The sequence below is a fragment of the Curvibacter sp. T50 genome, assembly GCF_057219955.1.
Window position 1 is genome coordinate 591,935 of the sequence record NZ_JBXVVU010000001.1, and the last position, 20,710, is coordinate 612,644.

General features: G+C 64.3%; 27 protein-coding genes. 13 read left to right on the forward strand and 14 right to left on the reverse strand.

What is annotated here, in order from left to right:
- Positions 1–11: 11 nt before the first annotated feature.
- From hflC to AC2EBU_RS02830, 7 genes are all read left to right on the forward strand, one after another.
- Entirely contained in the window at positions 12–923 is a 912-nt protein-coding gene (gene hflC, locus AC2EBU_RS02800) for a protease modulator HflC (protein WP_484608860.1), read from the forward strand.
- Positions 920–1,114: a DUF2065 domain-containing protein gene (locus AC2EBU_RS02805; RefSeq protein WP_484608861.1), complete on the forward strand. Its 195-nt coding sequence runs from the start codon at positions 920–922 to the stop codon at positions 1,112–1,114. Before hflC ends, AC2EBU_RS02805 begins: the two co-directional genes overlap by 4 nt.
- A gap of 49 nt (positions 1,115–1,163) precedes the next feature.
- Positions 1,164–2,324, forward strand: coding sequence for an ATP phosphoribosyltransferase regulatory subunit (locus AC2EBU_RS02810; RefSeq protein ID WP_484608862.1), 1,161 nt, complete (start codon positions 1,164–1,166; stop codon positions 2,322–2,324).
- Between the two features lie 24 nt (positions 2,325–2,348).
- Positions 2,349–3,725: an adenylosuccinate synthase gene (locus AC2EBU_RS02815; protein WP_484608863.1), complete on the forward strand. Its 1,377-nt coding sequence runs from the start codon at positions 2,349–2,351 to the stop codon at positions 3,723–3,725.
- Between the two features lie 69 nt (positions 3,726–3,794).
- On the forward strand, positions 3,795–4,319 hold the full coding sequence (locus tag AC2EBU_RS02820) for a phosphoribosyltransferase (RefSeq protein WP_484608864.1): 525 nt from the start codon (positions 3,795–3,797) through the stop codon (positions 4,317–4,319).
- A gap of 77 nt (positions 4,320–4,396) precedes the next feature.
- Positions 4,397–5,626, forward strand: a complete 1,230-nt coding sequence (locus tag AC2EBU_RS02825; protein WP_484608865.1) for a PLP-dependent transferase — start codon at positions 4,397–4,399, stop codon at positions 5,624–5,626.
- A gap of 95 nt (positions 5,627–5,721) precedes the next feature.
- The gene (locus AC2EBU_RS02830; RefSeq protein ID WP_484608866.1) at positions 5,722–6,594 is read left to right on the forward strand and encodes a DUF2189 domain-containing protein; all 873 of its coding nucleotides are present in this window, start codon (positions 5,722–5,724) and stop codon (positions 6,592–6,594) included.
- Here AC2EBU_RS02830 and AC2EBU_RS02835 read toward each other — a convergent pair.
- The 3 genes from AC2EBU_RS02835 to AC2EBU_RS02845 are packed head-to-tail and all read right to left on the reverse strand — an operon-like array spanning position 6,540 to position 9,501.
- Positions 6,540–7,772 (reverse strand): SMP-30/gluconolactonase/LRE family protein, encoded by a 1,233-nt coding sequence (locus tag AC2EBU_RS02835; protein ID WP_484608867.1) that lies wholly within the window; start codon positions 7,770–7,772, stop codon positions 6,540–6,542. The genes AC2EBU_RS02830 and AC2EBU_RS02835 overlap by 55 nt on opposite strands.
- Positions 7,769–8,833, reverse strand: coding sequence for a tRNA 2-selenouridine(34) synthase MnmH (gene mnmH, locus AC2EBU_RS02840; RefSeq protein ID WP_484608868.1), 1,065 nt, complete (start codon positions 8,831–8,833; stop codon positions 7,769–7,771). The genes AC2EBU_RS02835 and mnmH overlap by 4 nt, the downstream gene beginning before the upstream one ends.
- The gene (locus tag AC2EBU_RS02845; protein ID WP_484608869.1) at positions 8,830–9,501 is read right to left on the reverse strand and encodes an arylesterase; all 672 of its coding nucleotides are present in this window, start codon (positions 9,499–9,501) and stop codon (positions 8,830–8,832) included. Before AC2EBU_RS02845 ends, mnmH begins: the two co-directional genes overlap by 4 nt.
- Between AC2EBU_RS02845 and AC2EBU_RS02850 the strand changes: the two genes are divergently transcribed.
- Complete coding sequence (locus tag AC2EBU_RS02850; RefSeq protein ID WP_484608870.1) at positions 9,500–10,174, forward strand: ABC transporter ATP-binding protein; 675 nt, start codon at positions 9,500–9,502, stop codon at positions 10,172–10,174. The two genes, AC2EBU_RS02845 and AC2EBU_RS02850, sit on opposite strands and share 2 nt — an antisense overlap.
- A 79-nt stretch (positions 10,175–10,253) precedes the next feature.
- Here the strand turns inward: AC2EBU_RS02850 and AC2EBU_RS02855 are convergent, their stop codons facing one another.
- The gene (locus tag AC2EBU_RS02855; RefSeq protein WP_484608871.1) at positions 10,254–10,505 is read right to left on the reverse strand and encodes a hypothetical protein; all 252 of its coding nucleotides are present in this window, start codon (positions 10,503–10,505) and stop codon (positions 10,254–10,256) included.
- A 109-nt stretch (positions 10,506–10,614) separates the two neighbouring features.
- On the opposite strand from AC2EBU_RS02855, the gene rlmB reads away from it, so the two are divergent.
- From rlmB to AC2EBU_RS02870, 3 genes are read left to right on the forward strand one after another with little or no spacing between them, the layout of a single operon-like run.
- Positions 10,615–11,358 carry a 23S rRNA (guanosine(2251)-2'-O)-methyltransferase RlmB gene (gene rlmB / locus AC2EBU_RS02860; protein ID WP_484608872.1) on the forward strand — a complete coding sequence of 248 codons (744 nt, stop codon included), beginning with the start codon at positions 10,615–10,617 and terminating at the stop codon, positions 11,356–11,358.
- 21 nt (positions 11,359–11,379) lie between these two features.
- Complete coding sequence (locus AC2EBU_RS02865; protein WP_484608873.1) at positions 11,380–12,165, forward strand: SIR2 family NAD-dependent protein deacylase; 786 nt, start codon at positions 11,380–11,382, stop codon at positions 12,163–12,165.
- Between the two features lie 33 nt (positions 12,166–12,198).
- Complete coding sequence (locus AC2EBU_RS02870) at positions 12,199–12,540, forward strand: hypothetical protein (RefSeq protein WP_484608874.1); 342 nt, start codon at positions 12,199–12,201, stop codon at positions 12,538–12,540.
- Positions 12,541–12,679: 139 nt separating this feature from the next.
- On the opposite strand, the gene AC2EBU_RS02875 is transcribed toward AC2EBU_RS02870, so the two are convergent.
- A complete protein-coding gene (locus tag AC2EBU_RS02875; protein WP_484608875.1) occupies positions 12,680–13,828 on the reverse strand; it encodes an ABC transporter substrate-binding protein in 1,149 nt (382 codons plus the stop codon).
- Positions 13,829–13,983: 155 nt separating this feature from the next.
- Here AC2EBU_RS02875 and AC2EBU_RS02880 point away from each other — a divergent pair, with 155 nt between their 5' ends.
- Complete coding sequence (locus AC2EBU_RS02880; RefSeq protein ID WP_484608876.1) at positions 13,984–14,679, forward strand: Crp/Fnr family transcriptional regulator; 696 nt, start codon at positions 13,984–13,986, stop codon at positions 14,677–14,679.
- A gap of 125 nt (positions 14,680–14,804) precedes the next feature.
- On the forward strand, positions 14,805–15,026 hold the full coding sequence (locus tag AC2EBU_RS02885) for a hypothetical protein (protein WP_484608877.1): 222 nt from the start codon (positions 14,805–14,807) through the stop codon (positions 15,024–15,026).
- A gap of 111 nt (positions 15,027–15,137) precedes the next feature.
- Here AC2EBU_RS02885 and AC2EBU_RS02890 read toward each other — a convergent pair whose 3' ends face one another.
- From AC2EBU_RS02890 to AC2EBU_RS02930, 9 genes are all read right to left on the reverse strand, one after another.
- Positions 15,138–15,734, reverse strand: coding sequence for a chromate transporter (locus AC2EBU_RS02890; protein WP_484608878.1), 597 nt, complete (start codon positions 15,732–15,734; stop codon positions 15,138–15,140).
- A complete protein-coding gene (locus tag AC2EBU_RS02895; protein ID WP_484608879.1) occupies positions 15,731–16,372 on the reverse strand; it encodes a chromate transporter in 642 nt (213 codons plus the stop codon). Before AC2EBU_RS02895 ends, AC2EBU_RS02890 begins: the two co-directional genes overlap by 4 nt.
- Before the next feature lie 42 nt (positions 16,373–16,414).
- Positions 16,415–16,909: a GNAT family N-acetyltransferase gene (locus AC2EBU_RS02900; protein WP_484608880.1), complete on the reverse strand. Its 495-nt coding sequence runs from the start codon at positions 16,907–16,909 to the stop codon at positions 16,415–16,417.
- Between the two features lie 10 nt (positions 16,910–16,919).
- Complete coding sequence (gene fabG, locus AC2EBU_RS02905; RefSeq protein WP_484608881.1) at positions 16,920–17,663, reverse strand: 3-oxoacyl-ACP reductase FabG; 744 nt, start codon at positions 17,661–17,663, stop codon at positions 16,920–16,922.
- Positions 17,664–17,765: 102 nt separating this feature from the next.
- Positions 17,766–17,972 (reverse strand): hypothetical protein, encoded by a 207-nt coding sequence (locus AC2EBU_RS02910; RefSeq protein WP_484608882.1) that lies wholly within the window; start codon positions 17,970–17,972, stop codon positions 17,766–17,768.
- A 110-nt stretch (positions 17,973–18,082) separates the two neighbouring features.
- On the reverse strand, positions 18,083–18,490 hold the full coding sequence (locus AC2EBU_RS02915; protein ID WP_484608883.1) for a hypothetical protein: 408 nt from the start codon (positions 18,488–18,490) through the stop codon (positions 18,083–18,085).
- Between the two features lie 218 nt (positions 18,491–18,708).
- Positions 18,709–19,131, reverse strand: coding sequence for a hypothetical protein (locus tag AC2EBU_RS02920; protein ID WP_484608884.1), 423 nt, complete (start codon positions 19,129–19,131; stop codon positions 18,709–18,711).
- A gap of 279 nt (positions 19,132–19,410) precedes the next feature.
- Complete coding sequence (locus AC2EBU_RS02925) at positions 19,411–19,707, reverse strand: putative quinol monooxygenase (RefSeq protein WP_484608885.1); 297 nt, start codon at positions 19,705–19,707, stop codon at positions 19,411–19,413.
- 176 nt (positions 19,708–19,883) lie between these two features.
- Positions 19,884–20,684 (reverse strand): Rossmann-fold NAD(P)-binding domain-containing protein, encoded by an 801-nt coding sequence (locus tag AC2EBU_RS02930; RefSeq protein ID WP_484608886.1) that lies wholly within the window; start codon positions 20,682–20,684, stop codon positions 19,884–19,886.
- Between the last annotated feature and the right edge of the window lie 26 nt (positions 20,685–20,710).

Below are 20,710 nucleotides of genomic sequence, written 5' to 3' on the forward strand. Positions count from 1 at the left end.
AAGAGGGCACCATGAATCGAATCGGTTTTATTGTCTCCGGCCTTCTGGTGGGCCTTGCACTGCTCAGCTCGATGCTTTTCGTCGTCGATCAGCGCCAATTCGGCGTTGTCTACGCCTTGGGTCAGATCAAGGAAGTCATCACTGAACCCGGCCTGAACATCAAATTGCCGCCGCCGTTCCAGAATGTTTCCTATATCGACAAACGTCTTCTCACGCTGGATAGCGCGGATACCGAGCCGATGCTCACGGCGGAAAAGCAGCGTGTGGTCATTGACTGGTACGTGCGTTGGCGAATCAGTGATCCGCAGGCCTACATCCGCAACGTCGGTCTCGATGAGAAAGTCGGCGCCAATCGGCTCAACCAAGTGGTACGCAATGCCTTCCAGGAGGAGATCAACAAGCGGACCGTGAAGGACCTGCTGTCACTCAAACGCGAGGCCCTGATGGCGGATGTCAAGCGCGAGGTTCTGGAGGTGGTGATGGGTGCCAAGCCCTGGGGCGTTGACATTGTCGATGTCCGTATCACGCGCGTCGATTATGTGGATGCCATCACCGAATCCGTCTACCGTCGCATGGAAGCGGAACGCAAACGTGTGGCCAATGAACTGCGATCCACCGGGGGGGCAGAGGGCGAAAAGATTCGTGCCGATGCCGACCGTCAGCGCGAAGTGACCATCGCCAATGCGTACCGGGATGCCCAGAAGGTCAAAGGCGAAGGAGACGCCGAGGCCGCCCGGATTTACGCAGAGGCGTTTGGCCGCGACCCGCAGTTTGCCCAGTTCTACCGAAGCCTGGAAGCCTACAAGGCAAGTTTCAACAAGAAGAGTGATCTGATGGTTGTGGACCCCTCGTCGGAGTTTTTCAAGGTCATGCGCGGCGCCGGTGGGAATTCCGCGCCAGCGGTACCGCCCCGCAAGCCATGAATCTGGACGGGCAGGTCCTCTGGGCCGCCCTCGCCCTGATGCTGGTGTTCGAAGGCCTCCTGCCATTTGTGGCACCCGCGCGGTGGCGGCGACTGTTTGAGCAGGTCCAGGGTCTCGGCGATGGCCAGATCCGTTTCATGGGGCTGGTGTGCCTCCTGACCGGTTGCCTGGCGCTGTGGCTGGTGCTCTGAGACAGGGCCCCGCCCGGTAGAATGACATTTTTAACAGCGCTGCTTGCCCATGTCCCCCTGGCTTTTGCCGGACCACATCGCCGACGCCCTGCCTTCCGAGGCACGCCGGATTGAAGATCTCCGTCGCGACCTGCTCGACATTGCCCGTTCATACGGCTACGAGTTGGTCATCCCCCCACTCATCGAACACCTTGATTCACTGCTTACCGGCACCGGCGAAGCACTGGATTTGCGTACTTTCAAGCTTGTAGACCAGCTTTCCGGCCGTTCACTGGGTATTCGCGCCGATACCACGCCGCAAGTGGCCCGTATCGATGCCCACCTGCTCGGGCGCGCTGCCATGACCCGTTTGTGTTACTGCGGCCCGGTATTGCACACACGGCCCGATGGTCCGCAGGCGACACGCGAGCCCCTGCAGCTTGGCGCCGAAATCTATGGCCACGCCGGCCTGGAGGCCGATCTGGAGAGCCAGCAGCTCGCGCTGGACTGCCTGGCCGCCGCTGGTGTCGGGTCCTTGAGCCTGGATCTGGCCGACGTTCGCATTGTCCAATCCCTGCTGGCAGCCCAGCCGATCGCTGACGCGCAACAAGCCGACATTCACCTGGCTCTGGCGACAAAAGATGGGGCGGCGCTTGCATCCCTGACTGCCGGCTGTGATCCCCAGGCCCGTCAAGCTCTCTTGGCGTTGCTGCAACTGTATGGCGATACGGCGGTTCTTGCCGAAGCCCGCAAAGTGCTGCCCGCACAGCCGGCGATTTGCCGGGCGCTGGACGATCTGACCTGGCTGGCGCAGCGCACCGCGGGCGCCCGTGTCAGTATTGACCTGGCCGATCTGCGCGGTTATGCCTACTACAGCGGCACGCGCTTTGCGATTTATGCCGACGGCGCACCCGACGCCCTGGTGCGGGGGGGGCGCTACGACGGTATTGGCGCGGTATTTGGGCACAAGCTTGACCGCGACCGTCCTGCCGTTGGCTTCAGTCTCGACCTGCGCCAGTTGGTTGCGGTCGCCTCCGTGCCGGCGCGCCGTGCCGCGATTCGTGCGCCATGGCGCGACAGCGAGAACCTGCGCAAGGCTGTTGCCGCATTGCGTTCGCGCGGTGAAACGGTCCTTTGCGTACTGCCGGGACACGAGAACGAAACCGATGAATTCCACTGTGATCGCGAACTGATCGAAGCGGCCGATCAGTGGGTCGTCCAAGCCATCTGAACCATCCCTTCAACTACGAAATTCATGACAACAACCAAAGGACGAAATGTCGTTGTCGTCGGCACCCAGTGGGGCGACGAGGGCAAAGGCAAACTGGTGGATTGGCTGACCGAAAGCGCGCAAGGCGTCGTGCGCTTCCAGGGCGGACACAATGCCGGCCACACCCTGGTCATCAACGGCGTCAAGACCGCCCTTCACCTGATTCCCAGCGGCATCATGCGCCCGGGCGTCAGGTGCTACATCGGCAACGGTGTGGTGTTGTCGGTTGGCAAGCTTTTCGAAGAGATTGCCGGGCTGGAGAAGGCCGGTGTTGAAGTTCGATCCCGTCTGCGCATCAGCGAAGCGTGTCCGCTGATTTTGCCGTTCCACGCCGCGCTGGATGTGGCCAGGGAAGCGGCCCGGGAGCAGGGCGGCAGCGAAAAGATCGGCACCACAGGTCGCGGCATCGGCCCGGCCTACGAAGACAAGATCGCGCGGCGCGCACTTCGCGTGCAGGATCTGAAGTACCCCGAGCGCTTCGCGGCCAGGCTGCGCGAACTGCTCGCACTGCACAACCATGTGCTGACGAGTTTTCTGGGGTCGGGGCAGTTCGTTTTTGGCGATGCCCTGCAGCCTTACCTGGCCGACGGTCGGGTGCAGTTCGAGCCGGTCTACGCCGAGGCCATGAAACAGGCCGAATTGCTCAAGCCCATGATGGCCGATGTTTCCCGCGAGCTGAACGAGGCCCACCAGCATGGTGCCAATCTGCTGTTTGAGGGGGCGCAGGGAACCTTGCTGGACGTTGACCACGGCACCTATCCGTACGTGACCTCAAGCAATTGCGTGGCTGGCAACGCTTCGGCGGGCTCAGGCGTCGGCCCAGGCATGCTGCACTATGTATTGGGCATCACCAAAGCCTACTGCACCCGGGTGGGCGGTGGCCCGTTCCCGACCGAGCTGGAGTGGGAAAAAGAGGGAACGCCCGGCTGGCACATGAGCACGGTGGGTGCAGAAAAAGGTGTCACCACCGGTCGCAGCCGCCGCTGCGGCTGGTTCGACGCAGCGTTGCTCAAGCGATCGGCCCAGGTCAATGGTCTGTCGGGCCTGTGCATCACCAAACTCGATGTGCTCGACGGGCTCAAGGAGCTCAAGCTGTGCACCGGCTACGAACTGGACGGTGAACTGATCGACATCCTGCCCATGGGCGCCGATGACATCGCCCGCTGCAAGCCCGTCTATGAAACCATCGAGGGCTGGACCGACACCACAGTGGGCATTACGCACTACGACCGGCTGCCGGTCAACGCGCGACTGTATCTGCAGCGCATCGAGCAGGTCACGGGGGTGCCGATCCACATCGTTTCCACCAGTCCGGACCGTGACCACACCATTTTGCTGCGTCACCCCTACCTGGCAGACTGATTTTTGCCAAAATTGGCCCATACCCAGCGCGATATGGTCACCTAGCGCTATTAAAACAGGAGTCTATTCATGTTGACGGAAGACGGCAAACACCTTTACGTGAGTTACGACGAGTATCACAACCTCATCGAAAAACTCGCGCTCAAGGTCTATCAGTCAGGCTGGCAATTCGACACCATTCTGTGCTTGGCCCGTGGTGGCATGCGTCCGGGTGACATCCTGTCGCGCATATTCGACAAGCCGCTCGCCATCATGTCCACCAGCTCCTACCGCGCCGAAGCGGGCACGATTCAGGGCCATCTGGACATTGCGCGCTACATCACCACACCCAAGGGGGAAATCGCCGGCAAGGTCCTGCTGGTCGACGACCTGGCCGATTCCGGCCACACACTGCGCGCGGTGATCGACTCGCTGCGCAACAACTATGCGCCGATCACGGAACTGCGCAGTGCCGTCATCTGGACCAAAGGGGTGTCGACCTTCACCGCGGACTATTCGGTGGAATTCCTGCCGACCAATCCCTGGATTCACCAGCCTTTCGAGGGTTATGACAGCCTGTCGCCCGAAAAACTGCTGGAGAAGTGGCAGCTCTGAGCGCTGCTTGGGCGGTGAACTGAAAAGGACGGGAGCTGGCGCTCCCGTTTTGTTGCGGGGGCAGCTACCATCCGGGCATGAACACCACGCCTGAGCACCTGTCCACCCAGCTGATCCACCACCCCTACAACCCACCCGAAGGTTTTTCGGCGCCGCAACCGGGGATATTCAAGGCGTCGACCGTCATTTTCCCGAACGTCGCCGCCATGCGCGCGCGCAACTGGAAACGCAAGGACGGCTACACCTACGGGTTGCACGGGACACCCACCACCTTCCAGCTCGAAGAGCGCCTCAGCGCGCTGGAGGGCGGACTGCAATGTGTGCTTGCACCCAGCGGACTGGCGGCCATCGCCACCGTGGCCTTGTCCATGCTTGCGACCGGTGACGAGCTCTTGATTCCCGACAACGCCTACGGCCCGAACAAGGCCCTGGCCGATGGCGAACTGGCCGCCTGGGGCATCACCTATCGTGGCTACGACCCCTTGAATCCGGCTGACCTGGTGGCCAAGCTGGGGGAGCGCACCCGACTGGTCTGGCTGGAAGCGCCCGGGTCCGTCACGATGGAGTTTCCCGACCTGCCGGAACTGGTGCGCCAGTGCCGCATGCGCGGCGTTCCCACGGCGCTGGACAACACCTGGGGCGCCGGGTTGGCCTTCCGGCCCTTTGACCTGGACGGGCACGGTCTGGGCGTGGACATTTCGGTACAGGCGCTGACCAAGTACCCCAGTGGCGGCGGCGATGTGCTGATGGGGAGTGTGGTCACCCGCGACGAGGCCTTGCACCTGCGCATCAAACTCACCCACATGCGTCTGGGTCTGGGCGTTGGCGCCAACGACGCCGAGGCCGTGCTGCGTTCCTTGCCCAGCATCGCACTGCGCTACCACGCGCATGACCGCGCCGCGCGCGAGCTGGCGGCCTGGTGCCAGGGACAAAGAGCGTTTGTCCAGGTGCTCCATCCGGCGCTGGAGGGCTCCCCCGGGCACAGTGCCTGGCGGTCCCTGTGTGCCGCTGACGGCGGGGCGGGCGCGGCGGCGGGTCTTTTCAGTGTGATCGTTGATCCGGCCTTTCCGCAGCCGGCGGTAGACCGCTTCTGCGACAGCCTGCGGCGCTTCCGCCTGGGCTATAGCTGGGGTGGGCCGATGAGCCTGGTGGTTCCCTACGAACTGGAGACCATGCGACCCGCCTGGCCCGCCGCCGTCGCCCGCGGCAGTCTGGTGCGCTTTTCCATCGGACTGGAAGCGGTCGAGGACCTGCGCGCCGACCTGGCCCAGGCCATCCGGCAGGCTTTCGGCGGCGTCGGACAATAACCTTTCGGAAACTTGGTGTTTTCCAGACTGGCGCGGGAACCTGGCGCGGTCTATCCTCAGCTTTGATCTTTCTCAAAGACGAGGCCGCCGTTTCCATGCAGTCCCTCCCGCCTGTCGCGAACCCTGATCCGTCCACCGCTGGGCCCTCTGGGGCCTCTGATCCGGCTGTCACCCCTTACATTCCGCCGCCACCGGTCGGCCCGCAGGCCCTGATGCAGGAACTGACAACCGGCGCACCCTTTCACTGGCTGGGCGCCGGCTGGGCCGATTTCCGCGCCCATCCGGCCCATGCACTGTTCTACGGTGCCTGCTTCTGGGGCATGGCACTCATTTTGGGTGTTGTTTTTCGTACCAAGCCGGAATACGTGATGTCCATCGCTTCCGGCTGCCTTCTGGTCGGGCCGTTTCTCGCCATGGGCCTGTACGAAGCAAGCCGCCGTCGCGAAAGTGGCGAAGCGGTCGCACTGGGCCACACCTTGTTTTGCTGGGCGCCCCATGTGCGCAGCATGGCGCTGCTGGTCCTGATCCTGATTGTTCTGGAACTGCTGTGGGGCCGTGCTTCGCTGGTGGTGTTTGCGGTGTTTTTCAATACCGGCATGCCCTCGACCGCCGGTGTCATGGACGCGGTCTTCAACCCCGACAACCTGGAGTTTGTCCTGGTCTACATCGGGGTGGGCAGTGTTTTTGCCGCCTTGGTGTTCTCCACCGCCGTGGTGTCGATTCCGATGATTCTCGACCGTGACAAAGACGCCATTTCTGCGGCCATCACCAGTATTCGTGTGGTTTTCAGCAATCCCGGCGTCTTGCTGATCTGGGGTTTCCTGATTACCAGCCTGGTGGTGGCTGCCCTGCTGCCCTGGGGCGCCGGACTGCTGGTGGTCGGGCCCTGGTTGGGCCATGCCACCTGGCACGCCTATCGTGCCACCGTGCGCTGGCAGGAGGCGCCAGAAGAAGCCGCCGCGGGCTGAACCGGCTTTGCTGCGGACGACGCGCCCGCCGCCACCCCGTCCAGCGGACAGGCACCTGCTCCCGGCCGTGGCATCCAGCCCAGGCTACGGGCATGCAGACTCTGGATGTACAGTCGGTCGGCGGTTTCCGTGACCGCCGTGGTCTCAGGGTAGGCACCACTGGGGTCCTGCAGATCGGCAAGGATGCGCCCGTTGTCATCAAACGCGACCACATGCCCGTAGGCCGGCGGTATCGGCCACAGTGCGCGGGGCAGGCGCAAGGTCAGACTGCGCAGCCACGGGTACGCTGCCATCCGGTCGACGACGGCATTGCGCGGTTTGGCAAAGCCCATCCAGGTCTTGCCATCCAGACCCCGCATCAGGTTGTCGGGGTAGCCGGGCAGGTTGTCCAGCAAAACCTGTGCCTTGGGTGAGGCACGGCTCAGATCCAGGTCGCGGGCGTCGATGGCAATTTTCCAGACGCGGTAACGTCCGGTTTCGGCCACCAGGAGGTGTCGGGCGTCCGCCGTCAGGGCCACACCGTTGGCAAAACTCAGCCCGGCGGCCATCACCCGGGTGCGCCCGCTTTCCGGTTCGTACACCAGCACGCGGCCGGTTGCACGTTGCTCCAGAATGTCCAGCACACTGGCTTCGAAGGTGCCGCCCCATTGCGCCGGCGCGAAGCGGGTCGATGCGTCGCTGAAATACATGCGTCCGTCCGGCGCCACCACCACCGCGTCGGCATAGCGGATCGGGTCCGGCTTCCCGTCCACCGTGACCGTGTCGGCCAGCACCCGCACCGCGCGGTCGGGGCCGGCCGCAATGGACAACAACCCGCGAAACGCATCGGCCGCGATCAGATTGCCTGCCGAGTCGAAGTCGAAACCCAGCACCCGACCGCCGGTACGTGCCCACACCTCGCGCTGGCTGCCGTCAGGTGCCATCCGCACAATGGCGCCGCTGGCTACGGTGGTGTAGAGCCAGCCGTCCGGGCCCAGGACAATGTGCTCCGGTCCCTCGTCATTGCCGAGCGAAATGCTCTTGAGACCCGCCAGTCGCTGGTTGACCGCGTGAGGGCCGGCATACCCCGGCGGCAAAGGGGCCGCCCACGCAACCGGCTCGATGGGCACCGGCCAGGCCAGCAGGTAGGCAAGGGCGGCGGCCAGTGCGGTTCCGACCACGGCGAGGCTTTTTCTCATGGACTTTCCCCCGCCAGGATCTGTTGCGCCAGTGAGCGCATGGCGCCGGGCGAATGGTCTGTTGCCAGCCAGCTTCGGGCGCCGGCAAACTGCACGAAGTGCGACCGGGTGGAGGCCGCGTACCCCGGGTCGTAGTGTTCGGTCAGCAACTCGCGCACGACCTGGGCAAACGCGCCGGCCTGCACCAGCGCCTGCCATCGCGACACCACCTCATGGCCACAGCGGGGGCGCAGCACTTCCAGCCGCCGCTGAAAAAGGGTGGGGTCGTCGGTGAAATGCGCGTAGTCTTCCAGCAGCAGCGCGACCCGGTTGTCGTCGGGCAACTCCATGCTCAGGCACGGCGCCGCGCGCATGGCCTCCATCAGCGCACCTGGCACCGCCAGGTTGCCTACCTTGCGGCTTTCTGCCTCGACATAGACCGGCCGCGACGGGTCAAACTGGCGCAGCGCCTGCCACAGGCGAGTTTCAAAATGCTTTTGGGACGGTTGCGGCTGCCCGGGCATCCGACCCAGCACCGAGGAGCGGTGGCACGCCAGCGCCTCCAGATCCAGCGCCTGGGCGCCGGCTTCCGCCAGTGCCGCCAACAAGCGGGTTTTTCCCGAACCGGTTGGCCCGCACACCACACGCCACGACAGCCTGGCGGCCAGTTCGGGGGTTTGGGCAATGACCAGACCGCGAAACGCCTTGTAGCCGCCCTCCAGCAACGCCACCCGAAAACCGATTTGCCCCAGCACCAACGCCAGCGAATGGCTGCGTTGGCCGCCACGCCAGCAGTACACCAGCGGTTGCCAGTTTTTCGGTTTGTCCTGGACTTCCCGTTCAATATGGGCCGCAATGTTGCGGGCAACAAGCGCCGCGCCGCGCTTGCGCGCCTCAAACGGACTGACCTGTTTGTACATCGTGCCCACTTCAATGCGCTCGGCATTGTTGAGGGAGGGCCAATTGACCGCGCCGGGCAGGTGGTCCAGCGCATGTTCGGCCTCGCTGCGCGCATCGATCACCGCGGAAAACGCGGCGAGGCGCTCCACGGCCTCGGCCGGCGTCACAGTAAAAACGCTCATGGTCGCAGCAGCGGCAACAGCGCCGGCAATACGGTGGCCAGCATCACCGGCTGGGCCTCTTCTCTGGGGTGGATGCGATCGGCCTGGAACAGGGCGGTCGCATCCGCCTGGTCGGCCACGCCCTTGAGGAAAAACGGCACCAGTGCCGCCTTGCGCTCGCGCGCGACCGCGGCAAACAGCGCCGAAAACCGCTGCGCGTAGTCGGCGCCGTAGTTGGGCGGCACCTGCATGCCCAGCAGCAGCACCCGGGCACCGGCCTGTTGGGCGGCGGTGGTCATGGTCAGGAGGTTGTCGCGGGTCATCTCCAACGGCAAACCGCGCAGTGCATCATTGCCACCGAGCTCGATGATCACCACCGCCGGCTTGTGCTGCACCAGCAATGCGGGCAGCCGCGAGCGCCCTCCCGACGTGGTGTCGCCGCTGATACTGGCGTTGATCACGGTGGCGCGGATCTTGTCCCTGGCCAGGCGCTGCTCGAGCAACGCCACCCATCCGCTGCCCCGGCGCAGACCGTATTCGGCGCTGAGCGAATCACCCACCACCAGCACGGTGCGCGCAGGCGGCGCGGCACGCGCCTGCGCGGCGCAAAGGCCCGGCCAAACCCACAGTCCGGCGGCGGCAAGGGCCAGCACGCTACAGTGTCGTCGTCTCAAGGAAAGTCCCTGCATGTCTGCTTCCATCATTGCCGTCGAACATGTCTTCAAGTCGGTTACCGACTCCACCGGCACGCTCGACATTTTGCGCGATATCGACTTTGCCCTGGCCCCCCGGGAAACGGCCGCCATTGTGGGGGCGTCGGGCTCGGGGAAAAGCACGCTGCTGTCCATCATCGCCGGCCTGGACACCCCCACGCGGGGAACCGTGCGCCTTGACGGCGAGGACCTGTTCGCCCGCTCTGAAGACGAACGTGCCGCGCTGCGCGCCCGCAAGGTGGGTTTTGTGTTCCAGAGCTTTCAGTTGCTGGGCAACCTGAACGCGCTGGAGAACGTGATGTTGCCGCTGGAACTGGCCGGCCGCCGCGATGCCCGCAGCGCCGCACGGGAGATGTTGGCCCGTGTGGGCCTGGGCGAACGCCTGGGCCACTATCCGAAGGTGCTCTCCGGTGGCGAGCAGCAGCGCGTGGCGTTGGCACGCGCCTTTGTTGTGCAGCCGGCGGTCCTCCTGGCGGACGAACCCACCGGCAGCCTGGATTTCGCCACCGGCGAAAAGGTCATGGAATTGATGTTTGACCTCAATCGCGAACAGGGCACCACGCTGGTCCTGGTGACCCACGATCGCGCCATTGCCGCCCGCTGCGAGCGCCGCATCACCATCGAAGCAGGCCAGATTGCCTCCGACTGAGCGATTTGCAACAGAAAGAGCAGATACCTAGCGTAAAAAGGTGCTCTTTAGCTATTGAATCAGGAGTTGATCGCTTGCCTCAAGTCGGTCGCGATGACGCTGACCTGGCAGATTTCCCGTTGCGGGCGGGCGATTTGGCGGCCGTCCTGGCCGTCGGACGCGATCCGGCCTTGCTTTTGCCGCTGCCGGCCTTGGGTGCCGCCACCGGCTTTTCGTTCGGCGTCTCGGCGGCGCGCGGCGGCGCATCGCCCAGCACCCCCTTGAGCGGACAGACTTTGACGACAGGACACTTGGCGCAACCGACGGCAATGGCGATGGGGCAGACTTTCATGGGTTTCCTTGGAGTGGTTCGGAGACAGGCGTTCCAGTATGGGCCCGGGCGGTGCCAAAACCCCGGGGCCACGTCACTTTAGGGAGCTTGGCCGGTCGATAATGCGGCGATGTCTGCCCCCAAAGTCCTGTTCGGCTTTCACGCCGTGGGCGTGCGCCTGAAAACCGCGCCGCAATCCATCGTCGAGATCTATTTCGAGCCCACCCGCCGCGACGCGCGCATGCGGCAGTTCATCGAACGGGTGAAGGAAGCGGGCGTGCGCCTGATCGAGGCCGACAGCCTTCGCCTGGCCAAGCTGGCCGGCAGCCACGGCCACCAGGGCGTGGCCGCGCGGGTGGAGCCGGTGGCGCAGGTGACCTCGCTGGACGAACTGCTCGAAGGCCTGGAAGCCAAAGGCATCGCGCCGCTGCTGCTGGTGCTGGATGGCATCACCGACCCGCACAACCTGGGCGCCTGCCTGCGCGTGGCCGACGGCGCCGGCGCGCACGCGGTGATTGCCCCCAAGGACCATGCCGCCGGCATCAACGCCACCGTGGCCAAGGTGGCCAGCGGCGCGGCCGAGACCATGCCGTATTTCATGGTCACCAACCTGGCGCGCACGCTGAACGAACTCAAGGAACGCAACATCTGGATCATCGGCACCAGCGACGACGCGCCGAAAACCCTGTACCAGGTGGATCTGAAAGGCCCGGTGGCCCTGGTGCTGGGGGCCGAAGGCGACGGCATGCGCCAGCTCACCCGCAAAACCTGCGACGAACTCGTCGGCATTCCGATGAAAGGCGCGGTGGAAAGCCTGAACGTGTCGGTGGCCAGCGGCGTGTGCCTGTACGAGGCACTGCGCCAGCGCGGCTGAAGGCGGGCGCACCCTCCGGCCATGACGCATTCCTCCCTGCCTGAACCGCCCGGCGCCGATCTCGGCAGGGTGCGCGACTGGGTGCGTGAAGCCGTGCAGTTGTCCCGCCCCATCGCCGTGCTGACCGGCGCCGGCATGAGCGCCGAATCCGGTGTGCCCACCTTTCGCGACGCGCTCACCGGGCTGTGGGCACATTTCCGGCCGGAAGAACTCGCCACCGAAACCGCATTCCGCGCCCGGCCCCAACAGGTCTGGGACTGGTACGCCAGCCGCCGCGCCGCAGTGGCGGGGGTGGAGCCCAACGCCGGCCATCGCGCGCTGGCCACCTTCCAGGCCCGCGAGCCGGGCCGCCTGACGCTGATCACCCAGAACGTCGACGGTCTGCACCAGGCCGCCGGCAGCCCTGGCGTGCTGGCGCTGCACGGCAATCTGGCCGAAGACCGCTGGCTGGACAGCCCGCGCGCCTGCTGCGACGCCAGCGTGGCCGCTGGCACCCTGACAGACGCCTGTCCGCCGGCCTGCCCGGCGTGTGGCAACCTGCGCCGCCCCGCGGTGGTCTGGTTTGGTGAATTCCTTCCCGAGCAGGCACTACGCGACGCCGAAACCGCCGCCCGGACCTGTGCGCTGATGCTGGTGGTGGGCACCTCGGGCGCGGTCTACCCGGCGGCCGGCCTGGCCTTCACCGCCCACCAGGCCGGCGCGAGGGTGGTGGTGGTCAACCCCGAGCCAAGCGAACTCGACCCCGTGGCCGATGTGGTGCTGCGCGGCACGGCGGCCACGCTGCTGCCCGCCCTGCTGTCGCCCTGAAACCCTTTCTTCACCCGTAGAATTGCAACCAAAATGAGAGCAAACAAACACCTGTTCACGGTGGGTATCGCGTTATTTTTGCTGTCAGCCTGCACCCAGGAGCAGCAGAACAAGATCAGCCGCGACATCCAGAACTGGACCGGCACCAACGGCGTGATGGAAATCTACGCCGGTGACAAAGTGGTGCGCCGCTTTCTGAAGGTGGACAAGGTCAGCACCGCGCTGGGCACAGACGACGGCAAGCCCCGCGCCTACCGCTTCGGGTACGGCGTGCTCGACGAAAACCTGAACTTCCAGGTCGATCCGACCGAAAAGAAGGTGTACTTTGAGGTCAGCGATTTCGCGACCTACGTGTTCTTCGAAAATCCGCGCTGAAGCGCCCCTCTTCCGGGCCAAAGACCCCCCGAGTTTGACCCGGGACTTCACGCGATCCGAGTGACCAGTTGCCAGGCTGAGCCCGATGCAAGGCTGACTTCCAAGACCGGGTCAACCGAAAACTACGAGGCTGATTCGTTTACCGTATAAACCGACCACTCGCCCCGATAATCGTGAGTTCCACGTATCTGGAGCCTTGCCGAGAGTCTTTCGAAAAATTCACTCCAAATTCGCCGAGGTTGAATCCTGAGATGTTCTCGGCAGCACTGATGAATCTTTGGCGCGTCAGCTCTTTCCCGGATCTTCGTAGCGCCTCCACCAGTACGCGCGCATTTATATAGCTTTCGAAGCTTACGAACGAATATTCGGTCACTCCGATGTTGTGCATCGCAGCACGGTATTCCTTGGCCAACGGGCTGGCATGACTCCAGGGAAAAGGAACTACCGACGCAACAACTGTTCCCACTCCGTCTTTTCCAAGTGCTTTAATATTCGATTGAGCACCCATTACCGACAGGGTGTAAAATTGAGCGCCTTTTGCAATGCGGTTGTAAGCTTTGATAAGCTCGTTCGTTGCCCGGCCGGCTGTAATGAGGATAATGGCGTTTGGCCGTGACTTGGCGATATGGCTCGCGGCCTCGTTGGCGTCAGAGGCGTCCGTCTTGATTGACGCATTCGCCCACGGTTTGATTCCGCGTGCATTCATCGATGATTCAACTGCGGCAAGGCCCTCCTTGCCGAAGCTGTTTTCCTGACTGACCACGGCAATACGGCTTACGCCAATGGTTTGCAGGTGCCGCACCAGTTTTTCTATTTCATCCCGATAACCTGCGCGGATGTTGAAAACATTCGCCCGGAAGGGCGTCCGTACGATTTCAGCCCCTGTCAACGGCGAAAATAATGGGATACCCGTCTTGTCAATCAGCGGCATGACGGCGGCGCTGTTGGGGGTACCCATGATATTGAGCAATGCAAAAACCTTATCCTGCTCCAGAAGGCGTTCAACGTTTTTAAAGGTATTGGCTGGCACGTAGCCATCATCAAGCGTTACGAGACGGATTTTTCTGCCATTTATGCCTCCTTTTTCGTTCAACGCTTCAATGTATGCTCGTGAACCGTTCGAAATTTCCACACCCAGTTCAGCCAGGGGTCCAGTCAAGCCCAGTGATTGACCGATCACTATCTCCGATTCGCTGACTCCTGATTCTGTCGGCATCGCATACGCGCCGGACATACCCAAGGCCACGGAGATAATAAAACCGATAAAGATGCGCAGGGATATCGCCATGGTGTCGCCTCATAGTTTGAATGAGGATCGACTGTCGATCGTTTCGGCCCGCATCGCAATTTATGTCGGCATGGCGGCATCACCTGTCGGCCGATGGACAAGCGCTGTCTTTCAAACGACGCGCTGATTCTTCGGTTGCACGTTAAGATCACCCAATGATGATCGGAAGAGCATTCGCCCATCAATTTCTGGCGGCCCAGCCTTGGTTTGCAACGGTGCCAGCAGATCTCCGGGAAAGGATTTTTTCCGAGGTTTCAACGCTGGCGGGTGACAAGAACAATGTTTTGCTTCCTGCCGGTGAAAAGACGAGTGGTTGGTATGCTGTTCTTTCCGGGTTGGTCAAGCTTCAAAGTTGTTCGACTGATGGTGATTTATCTGTCTTTCTTGGGGTTCCCGCCGGAGAATGGTTCGGAGAAGGCACGGTATTGAAAGCGGAGGCCCGCCGGTACGATGTGATTGCCTTGCGGGAGACCGAAATTCTTTGCGTTCCGAACGCGTTGTTCAATGAATTGCGCCTGACGAGTCTTCCGTTCAACTACAGCCTGGTGTCCCAAATGAACCGGCGACTCGGGCAGGCAATGGCGATCATTGAGGCTGGCCGAACGCGTTCTCCTGAACAGCGGGTCGCGCTCTACCTCGGGCGGCTCTTCTGGGATGGACTCAGAAACATTCGACTTACCCAGGAGGAACTCGCGAACCTCGTCGGGCTCTCGCGTCAGACGGTGAACAAATCCTTGCACTCCCTTGCGCACCGGGGCCTGGTAAAAGTTGAATTCGGCCGGATTACGGTATTGGACGAATCTGGCCTGGCAGATCATTCGATGGGGAAGGCGAGCGGCCCTCAACCTTGACATCGACCCGCCCGCACTGGTCTGGTCCGGCGAATTTCTGCCCTGGCAGGTGCCGAGCGGCCCCGGAGCAGCTGCCGGACAACGCAAGCAGCCGTGACATCCGGAACTGGACCGACACCAGCGGCGTGATGGAAATCTACGCCGGTGACAAGGTGGTGCGCCGCTTTCTGAAGGTGGACAAGGTCAGCACCGCGCTGGGTACGGACGACGGCAAGCCCCGCGCCTACCACTTCGGGTACGGCGTGCTCGACGAAAACCTGAACTTCCAGGTCGACCCGACCGAAAAGAAGGTGTACTTTGAGGTCAGCGATTTCGCGACCTGCTTGTTTTTCGAGAATCCGCGCTGAGCGTCGACCGCGCCACCGTCGCGCATCCGTTAACTATCGATTAGATAGCAAAAGGCGACCTTTTTACGCTGGGTATCGGCACTTTTCGATAAATTTCGCCGACCGTGGGCCTTACACCCAGCCCAGAACCCCCGCGACCGCCCCGGCGCCCAGCAGCCACAGCAGGTGCACCTTGGTACGCCAGACGATCAGCGCGCTGGCGGCGGTCAGCAGCCACAGAGGCCAGTCGCGGGCGGGCTGGTTGTGGGTGGCGGTCAGCAGCCAGCCGGTGGCGATCAGCAGCGCAATCACCACCGGCGCCATGCCGGTCTTGAAGGCGCGCACCGCGCGCAGCTCGCGGTTGCGGTGCGCCCACTGGGTCGCGCTGTAGGTCAGCACCGACGACGGCAGCAGGATGCCGGCCATGGCAACGCCCACCCCCGCCAGTCCCAGCACCGCCGCATGCCAGCCTGCACCCAGGCCGCCGCCGGCGTTCAGGCCGACGTTCCAGCCCATCAGCGCCACAAACAGCACGTTCGGGCCGGGTGCGGCCTGCGCCAGCGCAATCGACGAGGTGAACTGCGCCTCGGTCAGCCAGCGCTGGTCGGTGACGAGGTAGCGGTGCATGTCGGGCGCGGTGGTGATGGCGCCGCCCACCGCCAGCAGCGACAGCGTCAGGAAGTGGGTGAACAGGGCCAGCCAGTCCGCGGCGGCGAAACTCAGAGTCATGCCGATGCCCCTCCGCCAGCCGCGCCCAGCTTCACCCAGGCCCAGCCGCAGGCCAGACTGCCCAGGCCGAGCAGCACCCAGGCCAGTGGCCAGCGCAGCAGCGCCACCGCGACAAACGTGGCGACCGCAAAGCCGATGCAGGCGCCCCAGCCCATCGCGTTCTTGCCCAGCGCACCGATGAGTTTCAGGCCGGTGGCGGTGATCAGGCCCGCCGCCACCGCGCCCATGCCGCGCAGCGCGCCCTGGGCAGCCGGTGTGTCCGCCACGCCCGCAAACAGTACGGCCACGATGAGCACCACCACCAGCGGTGCGGTCAGCATGCCGGCCAGCGCCGCCAGCGCGCCCGACAGCCCCAAACACCGCCCGCCGATCATCATCGACAGGTTCACCACGTTGGGGCCGGGCATGATCTGGGCCACCGCCCAGTCTTCGACAAACTGCTCGCGCGTCATCCAGCGCTTTTTTTCCACCAGCTCCCGTTGCACCACGGCCAGCACCCCGCCAAAGCCCTGCAGGGCCAGCCAGGTGAACGACCAGAACAGGTCGGCGTGGGAGCGCGGGTGGTTGGGCGGGGGAGGTGACAGAGGCGAGATGGCGGCGGTATCCGAGGCGGTGCCGGGGCGGGAGTCCAGGGGCATCCGGCGATTATCCCCGTGGCAGCGTCATGGACACGGTCCGGCTCACAAGTCCAATTTCCAGGTCTCGCTGACCAGGTCATGCCCATAGCCGTGATAGGGCTCGCTGGCCGTGAGCCGGAAACCCCGGCGGCCGTACAGGGCGCGCGCCGCCAGCAGGTTGGCATTGGTCCACAGCACCATCTGCCGGTAGCCTTTGGTGCGGGCAAAAGCCAGGCAGCGGTCGGTGAGCTGCGCACCCAGGCCGATGCCGCGGGCCTCGGGTCGTACCAGCACCAGCCGCAGCTGGGCCACCCCCTCGCTCTTGCGCACCACAAAGGCGCTGCCCAGGCGTTCGGCGCCGCCGGGGGCGGGGCGCTCGGCAATCCAGCCGGCTTCCCAGGCTGGGTCGTGGGTGCGGATCATGCCGGCCACAATTTCGGCCACCAGCGCTTCGAATTCGGCGTTCCAGCCGTATTCCTGCGCGTACAGCGCGCCGTGCTGCTCCACCACCCAGCCCATGTCGCCGGGGTGCGGGGCACGCAGTGTGATGCCGGTCACAAGGGCCCGTTCAGAGGGTGATGCCGCCCGATACCTCGATCACGGCGCCGTTGATGTAGCTGGCTTCGTCACTGGCCAGGAAGGCATAGGCATTGGCGATCTCTTCCGGGCGGCCCAGGCGGCCCATGGGGATCTTGGCTTCCATGCCGTGGATTACCTTGTCGGGCATGCTCGCCAGAATGGGGGTGGCGATGAAGCCCGGCGCCACGGCGTTCACGCGGATGCCCTTGGGGCCGAGTTCGCGGCTCCAGGTCTTGGTGAAACCGATCACGCCGAACTTGGTGGCGGCGTAGTTGGTCTGGCCGAAATTGCCGTACAGGCCCACCACCGAGCTGGCGTTCAGGATCACGCCACTGCCCTGGGCGATCATGCCGTCGGCCACGGCCTGCGCACAGTGAAAGACGCCGCGCAGGTTCACGTCGATCACGCGGTCAAACTGCTCCAGCGTCATCTTTTGCAGGCGCGCGTCTTGGGTGATGCCGGCGTTGTTGACCAGCACGTCGATGCGGCCGAAGCGCTCTTTCACCGCCGCCACCACCGCGTCCACCATGGTGCGGTCGGTCACGTCCATGACAAAACCGGCCGCCGTGGCGCCCAGCGCCTGGCACTGCGCCACGGCCGCATCCACACCGGCCTGGCGCATGTCACACACGATGACGGTGGCGCCTTCGGCGGCAAATTTCAGCGCGGTGGCCAGGCCGATGCCCTGGGCTGCGCCGGTGATGACGGAAATCTTGTTCTCAAGTCGTTTCATGGTCGTGTCGGGAAAAAACAGACAAAAATATGGCCGGTCGGGCGTTGTCCCGCCGGCACGGTCGAGTGTAGCCAGCGCAGGCTGGCGCCGGGCTGACGCGCCTCAAGCGCCGGGCACCGCTGCCGCGACCGCCCCGTCCGCCGACACCCGCACCAGCGGCACGGCGTCGTCGATTCCCCCGGCAAACACATACACACCCGCCGCCTTGGCCGCCTCGATGACCGCATGGGCATCACGGCCGACGGCTTCCAGCTCGGACGGCGGCACGACCATGGCGGCGCGGGGGAAGGAAATGAGGTACTTGGGCATGGTGGAGGGGGGTGGGAAGGGGTGAGGGAATTTTCGGGTGGTTGCGCTCGGGGCTCTCCGGAGCGCAGCGGCCTGGCCTGCGCCCGCTTGCTTCCATGGGGCAGGGCCCGTCATGCCTCGGTCTGGGTCCGGAGATGAAAGCGAACCAGCTTGATGGCCAGCACGATGGACGGAAGAAAGAAGACGCAGACCAGTGCCACCATCGTGAGCACGCCTTGAAGCTGGCGCAGACGGTCGGCAGGCAGGCTGCCGTACAGCAAAAGCAGGGGGCTTGCCAGGCTGAACAGGCCTGCGGCGGTTCCCCACAGGGGCCAGCGTCGGTCCACGGTGTGATCGCGAACCCAGGCCACGCTCATTCGGACATGGGCAACCCAGGCAAAGACCCAGACCAGGGGAACCAGCTTCGTGAACCATGCGAATTCGCCGCCCAGGAAGGGAAAGGCGCCAATGAGCATGAACATGAAGCCAGCGCCCGATAACGCGTAGGCCAGAATCACGACGAGCGCGCGGCGGAGCATGGTGGGCTGCGATCCGTGTCGAATGATCCCGCCAGGACCCTACGGCAGGGCGACAGGCCGGGCGGCGGAAAAATGCATCCCAGCGGGTGCGGGACCTGGAGCCCTGCGGTTGCCGTCCGGCTTGCGTGAGGGGCCGGGCGCCCGTCTGGCGCCGCGGGCGGGCCAGCGCCTCAAACCGCCTGCCGGTTCACACAGCGTGCGCAAGCTGACCGGTGCCGTCATTTCTCGGCGTGATTGACGGTCTTGACCAGGACCGGGCAGTCAGGCCGCTTCCTGGCGCCGCAGAATTCGTCCGCCCACACGGCGCCGTTCCCGAACATGACGCCCTGGTAGTTCTGGAACAGATCGGCCGGGTTCTGGTCCAGAACCTGTTTCACAACCGCCCTGGAAAAAATAAGGTCGAACTCCTTCACCAGTTGGGTCTTTCCGACGCGCAATGTCTTCGCTCCTTGCGCGTTGACCCGCAGCGGGAACTTCACCATCGAGACGACGCGGTCGACATCGCGCTTGCCCAGTGCGTCCTGAAATTCGCGAGCGAATTTCTCGACAACGGGTGGCGGAATGTCAAATTCGTCCGCCTGCGCGGCAGCGTGCGCCAGAAGCGCCAGGGCAAACACGAAAACGGGGGTCTTGAAGTTCATGAGCGAAACGGCGGAGAAAGTGGATCACGCCACCTGGCGCAAGGGGCTGGCAGATTCTGCCGGAGAAGCGGGACGTTGTGGAAGACCCGCAGCACGACAGGTTGCTGAAAGTCGAACAGGATCCGCCGCCTGGGCGTGATCGACGGCCCATATCGGCGCATCAGGCCATTTTTCAGAGGTGTTTTGAGCCTTTCCCATCGCCGAATGGTCATCACATGCTATGGATTCAGGACTGAATCCTTGCCCGCGCCGTCGGCCAGTCTGGGCGCCGCCACCCACTCACAGCGCCAGCGGCGCCGCGTCGTACACCACCATCTGGGGCGGTTGCACCGCCAGGGCGCCGAGCTGGCGGGCAAAGGTGCGGGACGCCGGCACCTTGAAGTGCGCCAGCAGTGCCGTCTGGTTTTGCCACTCCTCGACAAACACCAGGATGTTCGGGTTGTCGGCGTCCTGGCTGACGCGGTGCGACACACAGCCGGGCTCGGTCCGGGAGCGGGCCACGTGTTCCAGGCTCAGCACCAGGGCCTGGGGCAGGTTTTCTGCCGTGACATGAACGGTGCCGACAACAAGGATCATGGGGGTGCTCCGGGGTTGAACCGGGGGATTGTCCGCGGCCGGTGTTCGACATGCAGTCGCCAGGTGGACCGGCTGCGTCGGCTTGCGCGCCGGGCGATGTCAGCGCATGGAGCCGCAGCGGCCTGGTGGCAGGAATTCCAACGAAATGGGTCATTACCCATCGTAAAATGGTCTTTTTATGCTCCGTTTTCAGGAGTATCCACGGGCGATTCACCCGCGCTGGCGCCAAACCAGCTGCGCACGGTGGCGTCCGTGTTGCCGGTACAGGCCTGGCGGATGCGTGCGTGCGGCACCACATGGACGCCGGGCGGGGCGTGTTGCAGCACCCGTGCCAGCACCTGGGCCACCTGCGCTGCGCGCAGCGGCTGTTCGGACGCCGGCACCATGTAGGCCAAGGTGGACAGCACCAGGTCGCGGGCGCGGTGCAGCAGGCTGGCGGCCGGCGGTTTCAGGCGTTTTTCGGCGCTGCGCAGCCACACCACCCGCTCGAACCCCAGCGACGAGACCACCTGTTCCGACAGGCTGGCCAGCCCGTGGGCAAGTGCGGGCGGCAGCGCGCCCTGAGCATGGGGCAGCACCACCACCAGCGTGTGCACCCCACAGCCGTGCAGCCAGTGCGCCAATGCCGCGACCTGGTCGGCGCGGGGGACCCACAGAGCCCGTTCCCGTTGATAGAAAAGCCGCGGTGGCTCAAACATCACGACGGCCACATCCGCAGGGAGTGAGGGCCAGTCGGAAACGACATCGCCGGTGCACACAGCCAGCGAAACCCGGGCGATCCCGGTACGGACCGGCTCGCGCGCGAGCACATGGACCGCGCCGAAGCGGGTCGAACCCGCCAGGATACGGACAACCTCATTGCCCAGTATCCCGGTCGCGCCCGCGATCAGCAATGAGGGCCGCAGCGGCAGCGGCCCACCCGGCGGCGGCCGCTGCGCGCCACGCAATACGTTCAGAACCTGGGGGGCGGTGTGCATCCGGACCGGAGCTTACCGCGCCCAGC